The organism is Niallia circulans, from assembly GCF_003726095.1.
Lineage (GTDB): Bacteria > Bacillota > Bacilli > Bacillales > Cytobacillaceae > Niallia > Niallia circulans_A.
The window spans coordinates 3,267,304-3,284,654 of the sequence record NZ_CP026031.1; the positions used below are offsets into that span (position 1 = coordinate 3,267,304).

A 17,351-nucleotide genomic window follows, 5' to 3' on the forward strand; every position below is an offset into this window, starting at 1 on the left:
TATAAGTGACTTAGGTTTTGCCTGCTTTACCAGTAACAACCCTATTACGGTCTGATATTTTGCTGTTGCCTTCAATATAATATAAATCCACTAAAATGTAAACCCTTTCTTTTTTGATAAATGTAAATTTTGAACAATTTAACGCTGACACACTCTTTCAATATGAATCGTTAAATAAAGCAGTTCTTCATTGGTTGGTGCATAATGATACTCTTTTTTAAGATAATCATTAATTTTTACCGAACAGGAAAAGGCTTTTGGATGTTTTTCTTTTACGATATTAAATAAATCATCATCATCATTATCCATATAAGTGCGAGTGAGCATTCTTTGGGCAAAAAACTTTAGGTGCGTGATAAAACGAAAATAATTTAACGACTCCTCATCAAAGTCTATCTTAAAATGATATTTTACAATCGTTAAAAGTTCTTGAATGACTTTGGTAATAGACATAATATTGGTGATATCATCATTCAACTCTGCATTTAGAATATGAAGAGCTATAAAACCAGCTTCATCCTCAGGAAGCTCAATCCCAAGTCTTTCCTTTATCATCTTAATAGCCTCCACCCCAATAGCAAACTCATCTTTATATAATTTCTTCGTTTCCCACATGAGAGCATTTTTAATTTCATAGCCATCCTTTTTTCGTTGGATCGCAAAATTAATATGGTCGGTCAAAGCAACATAAATAATATCATTTAATTTCTTATGATATACCGTTTTCGCATAAAGGATGATCTCTTCACATACTTCCATTACTTCAATCGGAACTTCACGAAGCAGGGTTTTAAATTTTTCCGACACTTCTTTGCTGTCTAGTGTATAAATTTTTTCAATTTTTTTCTTATTGACCAGATCTCCAGGTTTTACCTGAAATCCAATTCCTCTTCCCATTATCATTAATTCTTTGTTCTGATTATTGATGACACTAATAATATTGTTATTGAAAACTTTAATTACTTTCAAATTTGCACCACCTTTCTAATTTCTGCTATTTTTCCGTTATTATTTCTATAATAAGGAACAAAGAAATGGAGTGTCAACAAGAATCAAAGCGCAAAATATGAGGGAAGGGAATATCCAATCCAAAAATTAAATTAAATGCACTTTCCCTTTCCAGAAAAAAATCCAGATACCTTATTGGCAGCTGGATTTAAAAAACTGTAATTTCCCTTTAAAAGTGTAGCATACAAACATTTTTAATCCCTTTGGCATAAGGTTCTGGGGTTATCCTATTATGCAATTGTTTTGCTTCTTCGGTGGCATTATTCAATAAATAGCCATGTTCAACAGCTTTAAGCATCTCGATATCATTCCCGCTATCCCCGAACGCAAATGTGTTTGCCACGGAAATCTTAAACTGTTTCATTACGAAATCGGCTACTGCACGTTTCCCTGTATTTAGCGGAATAAAGTCTACATCAAAGGCATTTGCAGGATCCCCTGCTAATGGATTGCATCGGTTAATATTAATGCTCATTCCACTATTTTGTGCTAATTGTTTGATGATAGGAAGATCGTACTTAACCCTCGCACTATCTTCTATAAAATAATAATAATTCATTTTAAACTGTTTTTGCCCAAACTGTGTTCGTGCTTTCAGCTGAATCCCATATACCTGTTTTAACTCATTAATAAGCTCTTCCACCACTCTATGGTTAAATCCTGACCTTTTGATTCCTTCCACCCACTCTTGATTCTGTGAAAATTCTCCCTGTTGATTGATTTCCCATAACTCTGTTCCAAGGTTTGAAGCGCAGGGAACGTTCCCAGGTCAAATCTTTTTGAGGTGAATAATAAAATGGCTACCATTCTAGATATAGCCCGGCTTAGCGTTGTTTCTAAGTCTACGGTATCACGCGTGATCAATAACCATCCTCATGTTTCAGAAGACAGTCGAAGAAGAGTGATGGAAGCGATTGAGAAGTTGTCGTTTGTGCGAAATGCACAAGGCGTTAACCTTAGAAAACAGTCAACCAAAACAATTGGTGTGACGATTCCTGACCTTGACCACCCATATTTTAGTCCACTTGTTAGCATGATTACAGCAAAATGCAGAAAAGCTGGCTATAAGATTGTCGTTTTTCAAACCTTTTATTCTATTGAGGAGGAATATGACATTTATGATAAGTTAGCAGAAAATGAACTGGATGCAGTAATTATCACCCATACTTTATTGGACGAGAAGAAAATTAGGCAGCGAACGAGAGAAAAACTATTGCTTATTTGCAATGAGCCACTCCAAACAACATATTTAGATGTCTTTTCACTTGATGAAAGAGAAGCCATTTATTATGCTACCCAACTCCTGCTGAAGGAAGGACGCCGCAACCTATTATTTTGTGCGGATAAAGAAGAAACGCCACTTCAGCGGCAAAGATGGGATGGATTTCAGCAAGCGCATCTTGACTTAAATAAAACATGTGGCATTCATCAGAAAGTAAGTGGACACTCTACGATTGAAGAAGGAATACGACTAGGAGATGAAATGTTTTCAGGTCGTTTTGATTATGATGGCATACTTGCAGGCAGTGATTTCTTAGCAGCCGGGCTATTGTCAGCAGCAAAAAAACATGGAGTTTCTGTGCCAAAGGATTTCTCCATCATTGGTTTTGACAACCACCCAATTTGTCTGACAACCTCTCCTGCCTTATCTAGCATCCAAAATCAGACTAAACGGATGATTGAAGATTTAATTAACTGTTTATTAGATCGACTTGCTGGTAAAGAATTTCCTGCGATCAGAAAAATTTATACAGGGGATCTAGTGATAAGGGGGACATAAGAAGACTGGAATTGTCCCCCTTAAGTGAAACTTACTATTTTTGCTAAGCTTTTGAATAACGATCAGATAGTTTCTTTTTATGTGACTGAAACACTTCTTCTAGTGGAATATTGTACTTGTTGGCAATTACTATTAAATTACCCAGCACATCACCTAGTTCTTCCGTTAACTCTTGTTTATTTTCCTCATATGAGCCTACTACTTCATCTGGCCTGTCTCTACCAATTTCAAGAGCTCTTATAGCGCGTGCTACCTCACCTGTTTCTTCTGCTAAAAAGCCAATTCGAATAAATATGTCTAGATCAGACCAGCCTCTGCCTTCATAATAATCCTTTACCCATTGCTGAAATTCCGTTACATTCATACTCATCTAACCTCCAATTCAACTATAAGTTTATCAAAAATAATGAAAATTTTTTATGGTTTTAATAGGGTAGTTTCTAGGAGAATTCATTATTTTAAAAGGAATTACAATAATAAATAAGATTCCTTTTTATTAAAAATTTATAATTTTGCTTATCCATTTTTGAACTATTTTTTCTCTATCTTCGTAGTTGGGTACTTTATCTAGCGATATTTCAAGTGACTGAAAATTTTCAGGTAAATGATAAACCTTTCTTCTTAATTTCTCATTATCAGTTGATTCATCATCTATTAGTATAATTTCTTTATTGTCAATTGTAACGAACGATCGTGCAGTATATTCTATATTATTAATATGTATATAGTAATGTCCTCTGTGATTCGGCCTGCAATATAGATGCTGTCCATTAAACTTTGTAAATTCTTCTTTAAATCTTTCAAACTGCTTATCTGTTATATAAAACTCTTCTAGCTAATATAGGTTTTCTATATGTTTCTCTTTATTAATGTCAAAAGTATCTATGATTAATTTTACATCTGAATTCTTAGGAATATTTTTGTTGATTTTATCATATCCAAGGTTCCTAAATGCCATTAACATTTCTTTGACTAAAGTATCTATTCTTTCATGTTCTAAGTCAGAACCCTAGTTCAATAAAAAAATGGTTTTCAACTATTTAAGCCCCCATTTCATTTGTATTCGTTACATAACTTTAATGTTTGCTTGCTTACATATATTACTGACTGATTGCATTTACTTTAGCTATATATACTGCAAAATTACTATTTTATTTAAAGGTATAATTTCATTCTGAATGGTATTGAGTGTAAAACCAAGTGCATATTCTTTCACAAGCAGTCAGCTGTAGTTCAAAAAAGCACTTAGAATAAAATGGGAATCAATAAAACAAAAGGAAAGCAGAAGCCCCCCTGCTTTCTTACTCATTCACTCAAAATATCGTAAACAGGGGAATTTGGTTTCAAGTCAAAGTCATGCTTTAAGGGATTCTTATATTTTGGATCAATATACATGGATTGCTTATCACTGTTGGAGGCTTCTTTAAAATCTATAAAATCTGTATATTCTTCTTCTTTCCAGATCCATCTTCCCTGTTTGTTCTCTTCTTTATGATAAATATTTTTCACTAGTCGATTATCTACATTTTTTTGAAATTCATTAACGATAAATAACTGTGAAGAACTACTTGTCATAATATTTTGTTGGATGGTATTCTTTTTCGTATCATATTGCAAAAGCAGCTGTCCCCCCTCTAACCCCTTTGTATCATTTTGATAGAGAATATTTTTTGCAATAATAGTGTTGGTAGTACCGCCACGCTCTTCGTCATATCCCCCAATAGATATACCGGTATAAACATTTTCATAAACTATGTTGTGGGTAATCTCAATATTATCTGCATACTTCTTTCGATGCTCAGATGTTGCCTCAATCCCAAGGTCATTAAGATAAATCGTATTAGCTTTCACTTTTATATTTTTGCCGCCATCTACATATATCCCCGCTGCACTATAATCATCTCCATAAGCGGGATTACCAAATGAAGAATTATTATATACTATATTATTTCTGATCATTCCATTACGGGTGAAGTCATCCTTTTTTCCCGTGCCTTCGTATCCAATTAGATCAATGCCAATATTATCATTATTACGAACTGTATTCCCTTCAATGATAAATCCGTCTATATTACCATTTAAGACAAGTGCTTCACTTGCTCCAAGCTTTAAATCTTGGACCACATTATTGCGAATGACAATATTCTTAATTCCCTCTGTTCCATAAACTGCTATTCCATGTGCATTCCCATCCTCGTTCATGGTGCTGATTTTTCTTACTACATTGTTCTCTATCACAATATGACTGCTTGACCCTGCTATATATATTCCCATTACTGTTTCATCAGCAAGACTAGTAGATAAGTCTTCCATTATTAATCCTTTAATAGAAACATAATTTTTATTCTGAATGGTTATGAGAGATGTCTCCTCTTCTTTTTCTTCCATCTCCACACCGCTAATTATTACTTCCTCTTGGTCATAGGCTTGAAAGACAATCGGAAGTTCTTTTTTTCCGCTATGTTTAACCGTGAGCGGTTCTTTGTAAATACCCTCACGTATATAAACAGTTGTTCCTGCTACCGCTTTATCTGTCGCCTTTTTTAATGTTTGAAAGGGATGTTCCTTACTTCCATCATTTCGATCATTTCCTGTTGGAGAAACATAAATGGATTGGTTTCCAGTTCCCTGCCCTTGTTTTATTTTTGATTCTATCCTTTTATGCTCCGTTTGCCCTGTCATATGCATAAAACCATATATTAATATCATGGCAAAAACAACAATAGCTAATAGGATAACTACCCCCTTTTTCAAATTTGTTCCCCCCTAAGTTTTTTTATTTTTAGATGGTTTTGATAAATGAAATAGATGCCATCTGATTTTTCAATTTATTTCCTTAATGCTTATGACCGTATCTTAGCAGTCACAATTCTATCACAAAAATCTATACGATCCATAAAATATGCTGATTTCCAATACAGGAATAGGCACTTTTCCCCTACACAGCACGTGTTAAAAATAGCTTAATACTACTTGCTTGATATGGAGTGAATTTTCAATTAGAAACCACAATATTTGAAACGACCGTAAATAAAGTTTACCCTTTATCTAAAAATTTTTCCTTTGACTTAGTTACCATTTATTCGCCGACACTATTTTCCCCTTGTGAGTGTTGGTAGACTAGTTACCCATATTATTTGATACTTATAGAGAATGAACAGATCCGTTTAAAATATGCTGTATAGGTAAAAAATAAATAGTGTTATGAAACATTAGAATCAATAATTGTTGTTTTATCTCCAATTTTCATTTTAATTATTTATTCAAATGAAATTGATTAATTTTATTGCTATACTATTACTAAGGAACGAGGTGAAGTTATGCAATCAGCAGTATTATTAAAGATAAAATCACTTGAATCTACTTTTACTGCTAGTGAGTATGATATCGGCCAATTTGTTATCGAAAATCCAGATTATGTTATTACCAATACAATTACCAATCTAGCAAAAAAAACCAATACCTCTGAAGCGAGTATTAATAGATTTTGCAAAAAAATTGGATATAAGGGATTTAACAAGTTTAAGATTTCTCTCGCTCAAAGTAATACTCAGATAGAGAAGTTAAAAGAAGAAGAAATTAATGAATCCAACCTTCTTGAATACATTACATTAGATTATCAAAAAATGTTAACGAATACCTGTGCACTATTAAATACGAAAGATGTTGAAGATGCTGCATCATTGTTAACGTTATCAAGAAAAATCTTTATTCTATCTGTTTACAATACTTCATTTATTAGTGAAGAATTTGCATTTAAATTGAAGCAAATTGGCTTAGATGTGACCATCTTAAAGGAAAATCTGGAAGCACAATTAGCTATTGAAAATATGAATAGTGACTCTATTCTTATCGCAGTTGTCCCATCAGTAATTAGTAAAGATATCATCCCTTTCCTTACTAAAATTAAAAAGAAGGATGTAAAAGTAATATTAATTACTAGCAATGATAATCCAAAAACAAATGATTTAATAAATATTAAATTCATAACACCAGATCCTGTAACATCTAATAATTCCTTAGTGATAACAAATTCACCTATGATTTCTCTTGTTTTCGATATAATTTACGCAACAATTCTACGGGATAATCGTGGGCTACGGCAAAGAAAGCTAAGCAGTGATATGATCATTAATTCATTTCAGTCTGCTGACTCTGCTATTTATGAATGGTAACAAACGATCCCATTTCAGTACGCATCACCTTATAAAAATAGGTCCCCTATTTTTATAGGGTAGCTATGTAGTACTAAACCTCTGACTAAAATATACCTCAATCTTTATCTTTGAAATAATTCTAGAATTATCCTCATAAAAAAGAGGGTTTCCCCTTCATTTTTTACATACCTTTTGAGCTAAGGTAAAATTTCCAATCGTTGCACTTCCATAGTCTTTAAGTACATAGAGCAATCTACTTCACTTTTTAACATTGGGACTAGATTTAATCCTTTCTCTCAATTTTCTGTTTTCCATCTACGCAAACAAATTTCGTGCCACTAGCTTCAATACTTCCTAGTAATCTATTTTCCAACTTTCCTACACTCCTGGTTTTGATGATACAGGAATTGACCGGAAAGTAGCTTTAAAGTAAACTCCTGATTAAAGTAAAAGCCAAGAAAATTGTTATAACAACTTTCTTGGCTCAGACTGTAGACAAACTCCTGTATTTTGGAAATAGAAGTTTGAGTAAAGTATATTTATTAATCTCTTTGAATTTAGACGTTACTTTCCGCTCCGGGGGCTCGCTTTCCATGGGGCTCGCGCTGAGCCGTTCGGCTTACAGCCTGCAGGGTCTCAGACTGTCTCGCTAATCCCACAGGAGTCTCACCCCCTCCACTCCAAGCAACGCATGAAAATGCATTTTTACTTCTCCAATATCTTTTTGTCGACAAGCTATTTCTTGGCTTTTGGATGCCTTCAAATAAATTAAAATGGATTGATTGGATAGTTTTCCTCAACTGAATGCCTTTCAGTTGTTTTGAAAACTCTTAAATATTCTTGATATTCCTCCTCTAGTTCTTGAGGATTCATTTTATTGGTTTCTAATAAATATTGGTAATCATAAAAGTTTGGTAGATATTTTAACCCTAGGAATTCCTTTGCAAAAGCATTAGCTGCGATCTCACTCGCTCTTTGTACATGTGCCTTTCTTACGAGGTTAAGCAGTGTATATGAGTCAATCGTTTCCAGTTGCTCTGCAACATGCTTAATTTGCTTACCTTCTAGAAAGTGAAAAAACTCATGTACCAATACAATTTCTACCATTTCATCATAACTAAGTCCATTTACACGAGCAAGCTCCTCAATCGATTTACGATATAATAATACCAAATTATTTCCTTTACGATCCGTTTCGAACTGTGCCCTTAGCTGTACTTTAAAAAAAGCTCCGTCATTTTCTTCCATTTGAATCAAAATATTACTTGTTGAATATAATGGATTGATCATATTTCCTTTGAACTTTCCGGACATGACTTTACCGATTTTCAATGATTCTCGAACATAATAAGGGATTTTTTTTTCTGGTATTTTATGAAAGAGCATATCTTGTTTTAATTCTAGAAAAGCAAGGAATTCATCTGTGAAATAATCCATTTTATTCACTCCTATTTGTACGCAACTGCAATGATTTCATCATTTGGAGTCAGATTCTCCGTTTCAAGTTCCATAATCGAAGTCAATTGTTCTATCGTTTGCATTCCTGTTAAATCCAACATTTTTTCTTTATAAAAAAGAAAAACTTTTGGGATTGTTGCATTTGCATCTGAATAAATTGTATGCTCATCAATAAATGTTAAGAAATCAGTATCTGATTGTGACTTTTGGAATTTCAAATAATGAGCATTGCTATGTTTGAATCGAATTACACCTTCTCTATCTATTAAACAAACATTAGTCTGTTTTGCCTTAAAGAAAAATCTTTTCTTAATAACGATGGCATCCATCAAATTCCAACGACCTACATTAGCAATATACCTAACATTTGTTGGTTCTATCCCCATTGCTTCAGAAGTGATTCTCTTTAAATCATTTTCAGTTACATCTGTAGCGCCTAGGTTTTTTTGACGAAGCTCTGTAGCACCTGTAGCTACAGCACGAACGATATTTCTTTGAGAGTCGATTTCAATATTTACTTCGACAGTCTCTTCCTTAGCACCTGATTTAATAATTTTTTCCATTACATCTGCACGTATTTTCTTAATATCTTGGTCATCGGGATTTGTGATAGAACGTTCAATTTGCTCCCGCACCATTGCTAAAGCTACACCAATTGTTGATATATAGGGAGCATTTTTCGCTAATTTCCATTTGTAATTAAAGTATTTAGCTAGTGCAGGTACAACAATGGCACCGGAACCGCCTCCCCCAACTAATGTAATAAAATTTCTATCCATTTCATACTCATCAATTAATTGATTAATTACTGGATCTAATTTATCTATAGCCAATTTCAGTACTTGTTCAGCTGCTTCTTTACCAGTAATCCCTAAATATTCCCCTAGAGTATCCCATGCGATTTTATTACTTTCTTCCTTAGCAAAGGCATAATCTCCATTCGGAACATAGCCTAACAAGTTAGCTGCGCCAGCCAATGTATATGAATATTTGTGTCCAGAAGCACTTTCGATAATTACATATTCATTTGGATCCCCCTCTCGAGGAGATACAAATGTAATGGACGGGTTTGCTAAGTTATCTTTATCACAGAAGCATTCATATTCTAATCCTGCAATATGCGCACTACGTGGTCCTACATCGACAATTTTATTTTCCTTGACCCGAATCATACTGCCCCCAGCTACAGCGAGTGTACGAACATCAAGTGATCTTAAATAAGTTTTATGTCCACCAACTTGAGCATATTTAATCATAACTTTTCCATTTTTTATCACGGATATATCAACACTTGTTCCGCCTACTTCGAAGAAAATCCCATCACTTACTTTTTCATACATTAACGCTCCTGCTACACCAGCTGCTAATCCAGATAACATGGTTAAAATGGGGCGTTGTCTTACCTCATTAATACTCATAACACCACCATCACAACGCATTATCATCAGATTGGTTTGAATATTCGTATCTAAAACAGCTGTTTCTGTCATATTTGCTGTTTGCATCATTTTCGGAATCAATGATGCATTAACAACAGCAGTACGGGTGCGCATTTTCAGTCCGTATAATTGTGAGATTTCATGTCCCCCTGTAGCGTAGAGCTTTTGATTTTGGGCAGTTTCAATAACCGTTTGTTCATTTTCTGAATCATCAACGGAATATGCCTCGCTTGCTACAATGACTTGGCAATCTTTATTCACTAATTCTTGTATACTCTTTTCAATTTCTTCTTTAGATATTCTCGACGAATCTATAAACGTATGTTCAGAAGCTAAATATTTATTTGGAGCAAGTTCAATTTGCTTAATGTCTGTTTCTTTTTTAGCAGTTCTAGCATCCATTCCAGTTCCCATACCAATAATTCCAACTTTAGCAACGTCTCCTTCCAATAAAGCATTGGTCGCTTGGGTTGTACCATGTGCAATAAAAATTACATCTTCTGGATCAATGTTATTCTCACTTAATAACTTTTGGATAATTTTCACAATACCTCGTGCAACACCATCTTCATGGGTTGTTGGAATCTTTAATTTAGCAATTACATCATATGTTTCATTATCAACTGCTACAGCGTCTGTAAATGTACCGCCAACGTCAATTCCTATTCTTACTTTTCTTGTCATAATCATTACCTTCTATCCATTAGTATATTGTTTTCAATTATATTGTTGCTAATGAACATAACCTTACTACTAAGGCTTGAAGCCCCTCAAAAATATGGCCTTTGAGTAAGTGGATCACACCAAACTTTCATTAATCTTGTTACAAGATTTTAGTACAAGAAGAATGAAGCGAATACTAAGCCAATAAATGTTGAAATCGAAATCCATAAGATCGTTTTCTTTAAGATTTCATTCACATCTGTTTTAGTAAAATCAGATACCCAAACATTGTGTGAGTTAGTTGGGTCACAAACAGCTTGAACGTTACTATTCAAACGTAGTGCAACCATTGCTGCAACTGGACTCATTCCACCTGCAACTAGAAGAGAAAGAATTCCACTTCCTAATCCCCATACGTTTAAAGGCCCACGATAAATGGCTAACGGAGAAAGTAAACCAAAAATTAAGATGAACATTAATTGATTTTTAGGAATCATTAACGAAATTGCTGGTTGTAAAATTGCTGATACTTCAGCAGACATAACTGCATTTAATAGGAATCCAATCCCAATCATTAGTCCTGCCGCTCCGGCTACTTCTTGAATACCCTCAACAAACGCACTGCTGACTACATGAATAGGATTCTTAGGTGTACTTAATATTAGAGCTGCTATAATTCCAATAATAATTGATGCAACTAAAGGAACTTGGAATGCGAAAACTAATACAACTGGTACAATTGGTGAAATTAGTGCAATACTTCGTACTTGTCCACCCTTGTTCTTCTTTGTTGGCATCGCCCAAGCTTTACGTCTTTTCCCATTAAATTTAATATAATAGACAACCATTAGAACGGACACAACAATCAATGGTATACCTACCATCCACGAGTAGGAAGTAACTTCACTAAGATTTAATCCTAATACATCAATATATACTGCTAGAGTAGAGACTGAGAAGGTTACACCAATACCGTTTGCTAATAATAGAATCATTCCACTTACCATCGGCGATAGACCGGCGGAAATCATGATAGGTATAATGATTGTCCCTACTAAGATAACCATCCCTAACCCGTTACTAGCGGCAAAGATTACTGAACATACCAAAAGGAAAGATAGGGCGATAGGCAAGGCTTTATCACCAGCCATTTCGGCAGCTTTTTTAATGATTGTTTCGGTTATACCTACTTTAGATAAGATTTTTCCAAAAAGTGAACCAAAGATTAAACCTGAAATTGCTGTGGACATTCTCATTGAACCTGCTTCTAATACATCTTTTACAAGAGTAAATTGTTCAGGATCTTTTGAAATGATCTGTATGCCCGCAATTAATGAAATGGCAATTGCCATGATGGGTAGAGCTAAGATTGTCGGCAATTTCCTAGTCATCATTAGTCCAACCATTGTAAAGAAGACTATTAAAATCCCAATTAACTGTAAGGTTACCATTTTAATCCTCCTAAATTTCGATATAACTTCCTTGTGAGATTAGAGTTTCTTGCAACATTTTAATATCAATTGCCTTAACACTTTCTTTTTGCTTCGAAGCAATCCATGCAGCTGTGCCAGCAGCTTGCCCTAAAGCTGTCATTGTAGGTGTTGTTCGTATAGCTGCTTGTGCTTCAAAAGAGGCCGAAACACAACGTCCAGTCACTATTAAATTATCAATTTCATTTGTAACCATGATTTCAAAAGGAATTCTGTAATAGTTATCGAAAACGCTTTTGTCAAACTGATTATGAGCAATTTCCTTACTTTGACTCACATGAACAGAAAGTGTTCCTTCTCCTTTAGGATTATGAATATCTATTGGGTAACCAGAATGCGCAATTGTTGATTTGAAATGTCTATTTTCAAGAACATCTTGGTTTGTTAAGGTATACAATCCTTTGATCTGGCGTGTACCACGAACACCAACACTTGGTCCTGTGTATGCCACTTTTGCATTTTTAAATCCTGGTATGGATTCAACTAAGAATTTGTACAATTCTTCACATTGTTTTCTACCTATAATTTCAGCTCTTGTTAGCCCCTCCGCAGAAACGCCACTTTCGTTAATGATCCTCGACGTATTTAATATAAATTCACCAGGTGTGCTCGTTTCAAAGAAAAGAATATCTTCACGTGGGATGTTTAATTTTCCTTCTTTTTTAGCTCTATTAAACTCTTCATCAAATCCAACGAATGAGAGAATTTCAGTATTTTTCATAACATTTAAGTCTCTATTTAAGCGAGGGAATTTCTTGGGGTCTTCTATGACTGTCCTTCTTAATTCATTTGTATCAACCCCATATACCTTTAGGTTCATTGTTAAAGGCTGCATGGCATTGTCTGTTTCTCTACCTAATTGGAATGGCACATCTGCCATTACAGCTAAATCTGCATCACCTGTTGCATCAATAAAAACATCACTTGTAAATTTTGTAATTCCGTCTTTATTTGCAATAAGAATACTTTCTATTAAATTATTACTTCTTTTTAAGTCAATTAGATATGAATGAAATAAAATATCTGCGCCAGCCTCTGTTGTCATCTCATCGAGTACAATTTTTAAACCTTCTGCAGAGAAAGGAGTTACATAGGAGATATAATTTGTTGTATCCAATACATGACCAGGAGAATACCCTTTTCTCTTTAATCTAGAAACCATTTCTTCTCCAATCCCAAGAATGACCTGTTTATCCCCTGCAAAGAAAGTCATCATTGGTCCAACGCCATTTGCAGTTAACGTCCCTCCAAAGTAGCCATTTTGATCAATAATCAGCGTTTTTGCACCGTTTCTAGCTGATGCAATTGCTGCTATTACACCGGACATGCCTCCACCTACAACGATTACATCATAGTGTTTTTCAACTTTATTTATTTTCATCAATTAACAACCTCCCATAATGTTTACGCTTACATTATTAATAGTACATTACTTTCAAAAAATGTCAATATAAGCGAAAAAAATATTCAAAAAATAATATAATTAGTATAGGATTGATTATTAATATTTAAAAACCATTGAAACCTTACAAACGAAAGGTTATTTTAACAAAAATTCACTGTTTAAAAATCTAGAAATTACATTATGTAATCGTGGTGTATCAATTTTCAGGATATTTTTTACTAATATATTGAATCAATTTGAAAATAAAATTTGTTTTAGAAATTAGAACCAAAGTAAACAATTAATTCCGTTCTATATTGTCTATCTAGTAAAATTCTTCTTGAAGTGTACTATGGGAAGAAATCTAAAGGTGAGAGCGTATGAGCCTATTTAATATAAAGCCTTTAAGGAACGGGAAAACTCATTGGTCTAGTCTATATAGCAAACAGAATGATACATTTAGCTTTGTCCATATTCGAGATACCATCACTAGTACGGGAACAACGGCTCTTGTTACGGTTCTAGCTTTAGCATAAAGACCATACAACAAACTAACTAGTGAGCTGTATGACCTTTATGTATGGTACCTGACACTATCTTACGAGATCCAATTGACTTACAAAGAAAAAAAGAACCATAAAAATGGTCCTTTTTCCTTGTCCTCACTTGCGCTTGCTTCATTCCTATTGATAATGCCTTAATTGCTTATAACAAAATCTCATTAGGCGGTATGTTTCTCTATCTTTATATCTATTTATCTCCAATTTCCTCGCCATTAATTGACAAAAGGGAAGCGGCAGAACCGTCCCTCTGAATCTGTTATATTGTCACAGGCTCTAATTTCATTATTGCGCCAAAATATTGGGAAGCGGTAGTAAAGGTGATAAATGCAATAAGCTCACTGATTTCCGCTTCTGAAAGATACTCTTTCAATATATTAAATTGGGCATCTGAAATATCCCCTTTTTGCTTCAAAAAGGCTTCTGCAAACCCTACTGCAATCGACGTTTTTTCATCGAACAGGTGGGGTTCAGGTTTTCCCTTTGCCTTGCAATATTCACACCCATTGCTTTGTGCTAAGGTTCTTCTTACTTGTTCTTTTAGATGGGATGATAGATTCAAATCTTTTTCCAACACATCTCCTAATTGATTCCATCCATTTAAGACATCTACATTATATCCTAAGAGTCTTTGAAAAGGTGTTTCACCGTTTTTTGATTCATTAATTCTTGCCATCCTTACTACCTCCTTGTAGAATTAATTTTACTGGAGAATATAAAAGATTCCCATTAAAAATGGTATATTTTCCTTCTAAACACTTTATAAAATTAATGAAAATGGAGGTTTTTTATTAAAAATGAAAATAGATTTAATTGATAAGAAAATAATCGATGAATTAAACCAAAGTAGTCGATTATCGATGAGTGAACTTGGAAGAAGAATTAATTTATTTTCTCCGTCTGTAACAGAACGCGACAACTTACTTTTCACTTACTGTCCTTTCCCTTGTCGTATCGATTTGTTTAACATCAGCACTGTTTGTAATAATAACAGGAGTAATCAGATTGTATCCTTCTTCTCTATTTTTTTCCCTATCAAATTCTAATAACAAGTCACCAGCACTCACTTTACCTCCTTGTTTTACATGTGCTATGAAGTATTTACCTTCTAGCTGGACTGTATCCATTCCAATATGAATTAAGATTTCTGCCCCATTGTCAGATGTACTTCCAATGGCATGCTTTGTTTTGAAAAGAGTCGTAACAATACCTTTACTGGAGATACAGCCCGCACAGTTGAAGGGATATTGCCAACGGAGGACAGAGCCTGTTTTTTTACTCTTAATATATTTCATGGACGCTTTTTATAAAAAATTTGGTCATTTTCTGTTTGTGTTGTTAAACAATCGCGCCATTAATGGAGTAAAATACTCACCTACACTTGGTCCATCATATAGAGTATTGTGTCTCTTATTTTTTCTGAGGATCCTTTTTCTAATAACGTCATATATGCCTCATAGCTGTCACTCGCATAGTAGCCTTCTGGTACTATATATCCTATATAGTCGTTAGTGTTACCAGCTATGAATACTGGTACTCCATTGTAGTTATTAGTTATTTCTGTTCCAGTTTCATTAAATATTTCTCCAGGTATTGATACAAATAAGATCTCACCCAACTTTAATACTTGTATTTCGGTAGAAATGGTTAACGAATTTTCTAACGCTCCTGATTTCTTGATTAATGCAGAAACACCTTCAATCTCTGATTCTATCTTTCTTAAATAGGCACAGTTGTTTCCAGCTGTTACTCTTTGGATTTTATGTTTTTGTTTAAGTTCGTGCAATTTATGCTGCAGTTGCGCATAATCTTCTATGTTGCGAAGGCCCAATTCTACTTTCTCTATTTTAGAAGTTATGGTATCAACCTTGATTTGTTTTTTGTGAGTTAATAATTCCAGTACCGCTGCTGATAATACTGTTCCTACCCTTCTTACTTCATAAAAACTTGCCTCTTTTCTTGTAAAACGGGTACTAATATCACCTGACGGACCATTTATAAATAATGCAATTTCTACATTATTTTCATTTTCTAAATTAGAGCTAGTTACTCCAGGGAAATCAGCACTAATTAGAAGGTTGTCTCTATTCATTATCGTTGGATGGCATGCAAAGTGATACACTATAACCTTTTTGTTCGTACTGCAATATTCAAATTCTATTACTTTTAAAATTGAAGAATATTCTATTTCAGATGATATCCTATTAGCAGCAATGCCGCTGGCTTTCCCCTCACAAATACTAACTTTACATTCTTCTAAATTTTCCAATGCTAGTTTAACAGCCTCAACAATTTTTTTATGTTGTTCATTTACCAGTATTCTATCGTATGGCATCCATAAATCAGGAAATGCTCTCCAGATGGGAGATGTTTCATGAATAGTTCCCCCTGGACCAGAATGAGTATGCGTAGCGTGAAGAAAGATACATTCTTTTGAAACATTCGTTTGGTCTGAAATTTTTTTGCGAAGTTCGACTGTATAGTTTTGATCTATACAAATCAAATCTAAGCTAACTAGAATTATAAAAGTCTGTTGAGATCTGATTGCAACAATTCGTGCATAAATTGGATCATGAATTCCCTTAGATTGTCTTGTAGCCATATAACCTGCTAAAAGCTTACTTTCAGTAGGTGTGATATCAACTTTAACTGATCCACAATAAATATTCATTTGATCACCTTATCCATTATAAAATACCAATCTATTTACCCAATACACAAAAAATAATCATTCCCATTAAAATTTTGATTGCACTAAAACCTTTCTTAATTAATAGGAAACTAATAACTTTAATAGCTAGGGGAAGTAAAGCTAGATAAAATCCAATCAAAGATTTCCTGGAACTTTATTTCTGCACCTCCCACTTTTAGTACGTAAGGAGTGGCTAATTGTACAAGTTGCGGGATTAAACCACCAATAACTACAATCCCTAACATCGTTGCCATTGCAATATATCTTTGAACAATTCCTGACTTTTCAGTTTCAACTAAAAAGTTTACGCCTTTTTCATATCCTATTTTAATACCGTACGATTTAAGTGGAATATTAACTACGCTAAATAGAATAAGAGCAAGAATTGGCCCGAAGATATTTTCATCTTTAGCAAAAGTGGCTCCTATAGAGCATTTCTATGATCGGTTTCATAGTAAATGCACATACTAACGCTTGCATTCGTTCGTAGTTCCATGAAACCTGAAATAATTGCAATCTCCAGAAAATACTTCTAAGTATTTTTTATCAATTTTAGTTTCAGCATTTTTTGCACTTCGAGGTCCCATAATCATTTCTACCGAAGATAAAAGACCTTTTGAAAGTCCACCATGGCTAACTAAAATTAATCCAAAAGAGATCAATATCATATCCTCCCCACTCGGTTTAAAACATATAATTGTAAAAATTGAAAAGTCCTGC

The 17,351-nt window shown here is 34.0% G+C and carries 16 protein-coding genes and 2 pseudogenes; 4 read left to right on the top strand and 14 right to left on the bottom strand.

The genetic code is table 11. The annotated features are described in order from the left end of the window. Positions 1-138: 138 nt before the first annotated feature. Positions 139-969, bottom strand: a complete 831-nt coding sequence (licT, locus tag C2I06_RS15680; RefSeq protein WP_095329650.1) for a BglG family transcription antiterminator LicT — start codon at positions 967-969, stop codon at positions 139-141. A 208-nt stretch (positions 970-1,177) separates the two neighbouring features. After that, positions 1,178-1,738, bottom strand: a pseudogene (locus C2I06_RS15685) (HAD-IIB family hydrolase); the annotation flags it as partial. Between the two features lie 66 nt (positions 1,739-1,804). Here C2I06_RS15685 and C2I06_RS15690 point away from each other — a divergent pair. Beyond that, positions 1,805-2,788 carry a LacI family DNA-binding transcriptional regulator gene (locus C2I06_RS15690; protein ID WP_123258380.1) on the top strand — a complete coding sequence of 328 codons (984 nt, stop codon included), beginning with the start codon at positions 1,805-1,807 and terminating at the stop codon, positions 2,786-2,788. Positions 2,789-2,831: 43 nt separating this feature from the next. Here the strand turns inward: C2I06_RS15690 and C2I06_RS15695 are convergent, their stop codons facing one another. Together C2I06_RS15695 and C2I06_RS15700 are read right to left on the bottom strand one after the other, a co-directional pair. Beyond that, positions 2,832-3,152, bottom strand: coding sequence for a MazG nucleotide pyrophosphohydrolase domain-containing protein (locus C2I06_RS15695; protein WP_123258381.1), 321 nt, complete (start codon positions 3,150-3,152; stop codon positions 2,832-2,834). A gap of 941 nt (positions 3,153-4,093) precedes the next feature. After that, positions 4,094-5,542 (bottom strand): DUF1565 domain-containing protein, encoded by a 1,449-nt coding sequence (locus C2I06_RS15700; RefSeq protein ID WP_249928233.1) that lies wholly within the window; start codon positions 5,540-5,542, stop codon positions 4,094-4,096. 566 nt (positions 5,543-6,108) lie between these two features. On the opposite strand from C2I06_RS15700, the gene C2I06_RS15705 reads away from it, so the two are divergent. Continuing rightward, positions 6,109-6,963 carry a MurR/RpiR family transcriptional regulator gene (locus C2I06_RS15705; protein WP_123258382.1) on the top strand — a complete coding sequence of 285 codons (855 nt, stop codon included), beginning with the start codon at positions 6,109-6,111 and terminating at the stop codon, positions 6,961-6,963. A gap of 750 nt (positions 6,964-7,713) precedes the next feature. On the opposite strand, the gene C2I06_RS15710 is transcribed toward C2I06_RS15705, so the two are convergent. The 4 genes from C2I06_RS15710 to C2I06_RS15725 form a co-directional block, all read right to left on the bottom strand. After that, complete coding sequence (locus tag C2I06_RS15710; RefSeq protein WP_206427973.1) at positions 7,714-8,382, bottom strand: hypothetical protein; 669 nt, start codon at positions 8,380-8,382, stop codon at positions 7,714-7,716. Positions 8,383-8,393: 11 nt separating this feature from the next. Beyond that, entirely contained in the window at positions 8,394-10,526 is a 2,133-nt protein-coding gene (locus C2I06_RS15715; RefSeq protein ID WP_123258383.1) for a hydantoinase/oxoprolinase family protein, read from the bottom strand. 149 nt (positions 10,527-10,675) lie between these two features. Then, positions 10,676-11,956, bottom strand: a complete 1,281-nt coding sequence (locus C2I06_RS15720; protein WP_123258384.1) for a citrate transporter — start codon at positions 11,954-11,956, stop codon at positions 10,676-10,678. 10 nt (positions 11,957-11,966) lie between these two features. Further along, complete coding sequence (locus tag C2I06_RS15725; protein ID WP_123258385.1) at positions 11,967-13,376, bottom strand: FAD-dependent oxidoreductase; 1,410 nt, start codon at positions 13,374-13,376, stop codon at positions 11,967-11,969. A gap of 383 nt (positions 13,377-13,759) precedes the next feature. Here C2I06_RS15725 and C2I06_RS25095 point away from each other — a divergent pair, with 383 nt between their 5' ends. Continuing rightward, entirely contained in the window at positions 13,760-13,915 is a 156-nt protein-coding gene (locus C2I06_RS25095) for a hypothetical protein (protein WP_164463718.1), read from the top strand. Between the two features lie 283 nt (positions 13,916-14,198). Here C2I06_RS25095 and C2I06_RS15730 read toward each other — a convergent pair whose 3' ends face one another. Next, a complete protein-coding gene (locus C2I06_RS15730) occupies positions 14,199-14,615 on the bottom strand; it encodes a carboxymuconolactone decarboxylase family protein (protein ID WP_123258386.1) in 417 nt (138 codons plus the stop codon). 121 nt (positions 14,616-14,736) lie between these two features. Between C2I06_RS15730 and C2I06_RS25575 the strand changes: the two are divergent. Next, a pseudogene (locus C2I06_RS25575) lies at positions 14,737-14,853 on the top strand (AsnC family transcriptional regulator); the annotation flags it as partial. A 6-nt stretch (positions 14,854-14,859) separates the two neighbouring features. On the opposite strand, the gene C2I06_RS15740 reads toward C2I06_RS25575, so the two are convergent. From C2I06_RS15740 to C2I06_RS25100, 5 genes are all read right to left on the bottom strand, one after another. Continuing rightward, positions 14,860-15,234 carry a PTS sugar transporter subunit IIA gene (locus C2I06_RS15740; protein WP_164463719.1) on the bottom strand — a complete coding sequence of 125 codons (375 nt, stop codon included), beginning with the start codon at positions 15,232-15,234 and terminating at the stop codon, positions 14,860-14,862. 80 nt (positions 15,235-15,314) lie between these two features. Further along, positions 15,315-16,610 carry a neutral/alkaline non-lysosomal ceramidase N-terminal domain-containing protein gene (locus C2I06_RS15745; RefSeq protein ID WP_123258387.1) on the bottom strand — a complete coding sequence of 432 codons (1,296 nt, stop codon included), beginning with the start codon at positions 16,608-16,610 and terminating at the stop codon, positions 15,315-15,317. Between the two features lie 119 nt (positions 16,611-16,729). Next, positions 16,730-17,059: a PTS system mannose/fructose/sorbose family transporter subunit IID gene (locus C2I06_RS15750; protein ID WP_123258388.1), complete on the bottom strand. Its 330-nt coding sequence runs from the start codon at positions 17,057-17,059 to the stop codon at positions 16,730-16,732. Continuing rightward, the gene (locus C2I06_RS26020; protein WP_164463720.1) at positions 17,040-17,147 is read right to left on the bottom strand and encodes a PTS system mannose/fructose/sorbose family transporter subunit IID; all 108 of its coding nucleotides are present in this window, start codon (positions 17,145-17,147) and stop codon (positions 17,040-17,042) included. Before C2I06_RS26020 ends, C2I06_RS15750 begins: the two co-directional genes overlap by 20 nt. Continuing rightward, positions 17,099-17,293, bottom strand: coding sequence for a hypothetical protein (locus C2I06_RS25100; protein WP_164463589.1), 195 nt, complete (start codon positions 17,291-17,293; stop codon positions 17,099-17,101). The genes C2I06_RS26020 and C2I06_RS25100 overlap by 49 nt, the downstream gene beginning before the upstream one ends. Positions 17,294-17,351: the final 58 nt, after the last annotated feature.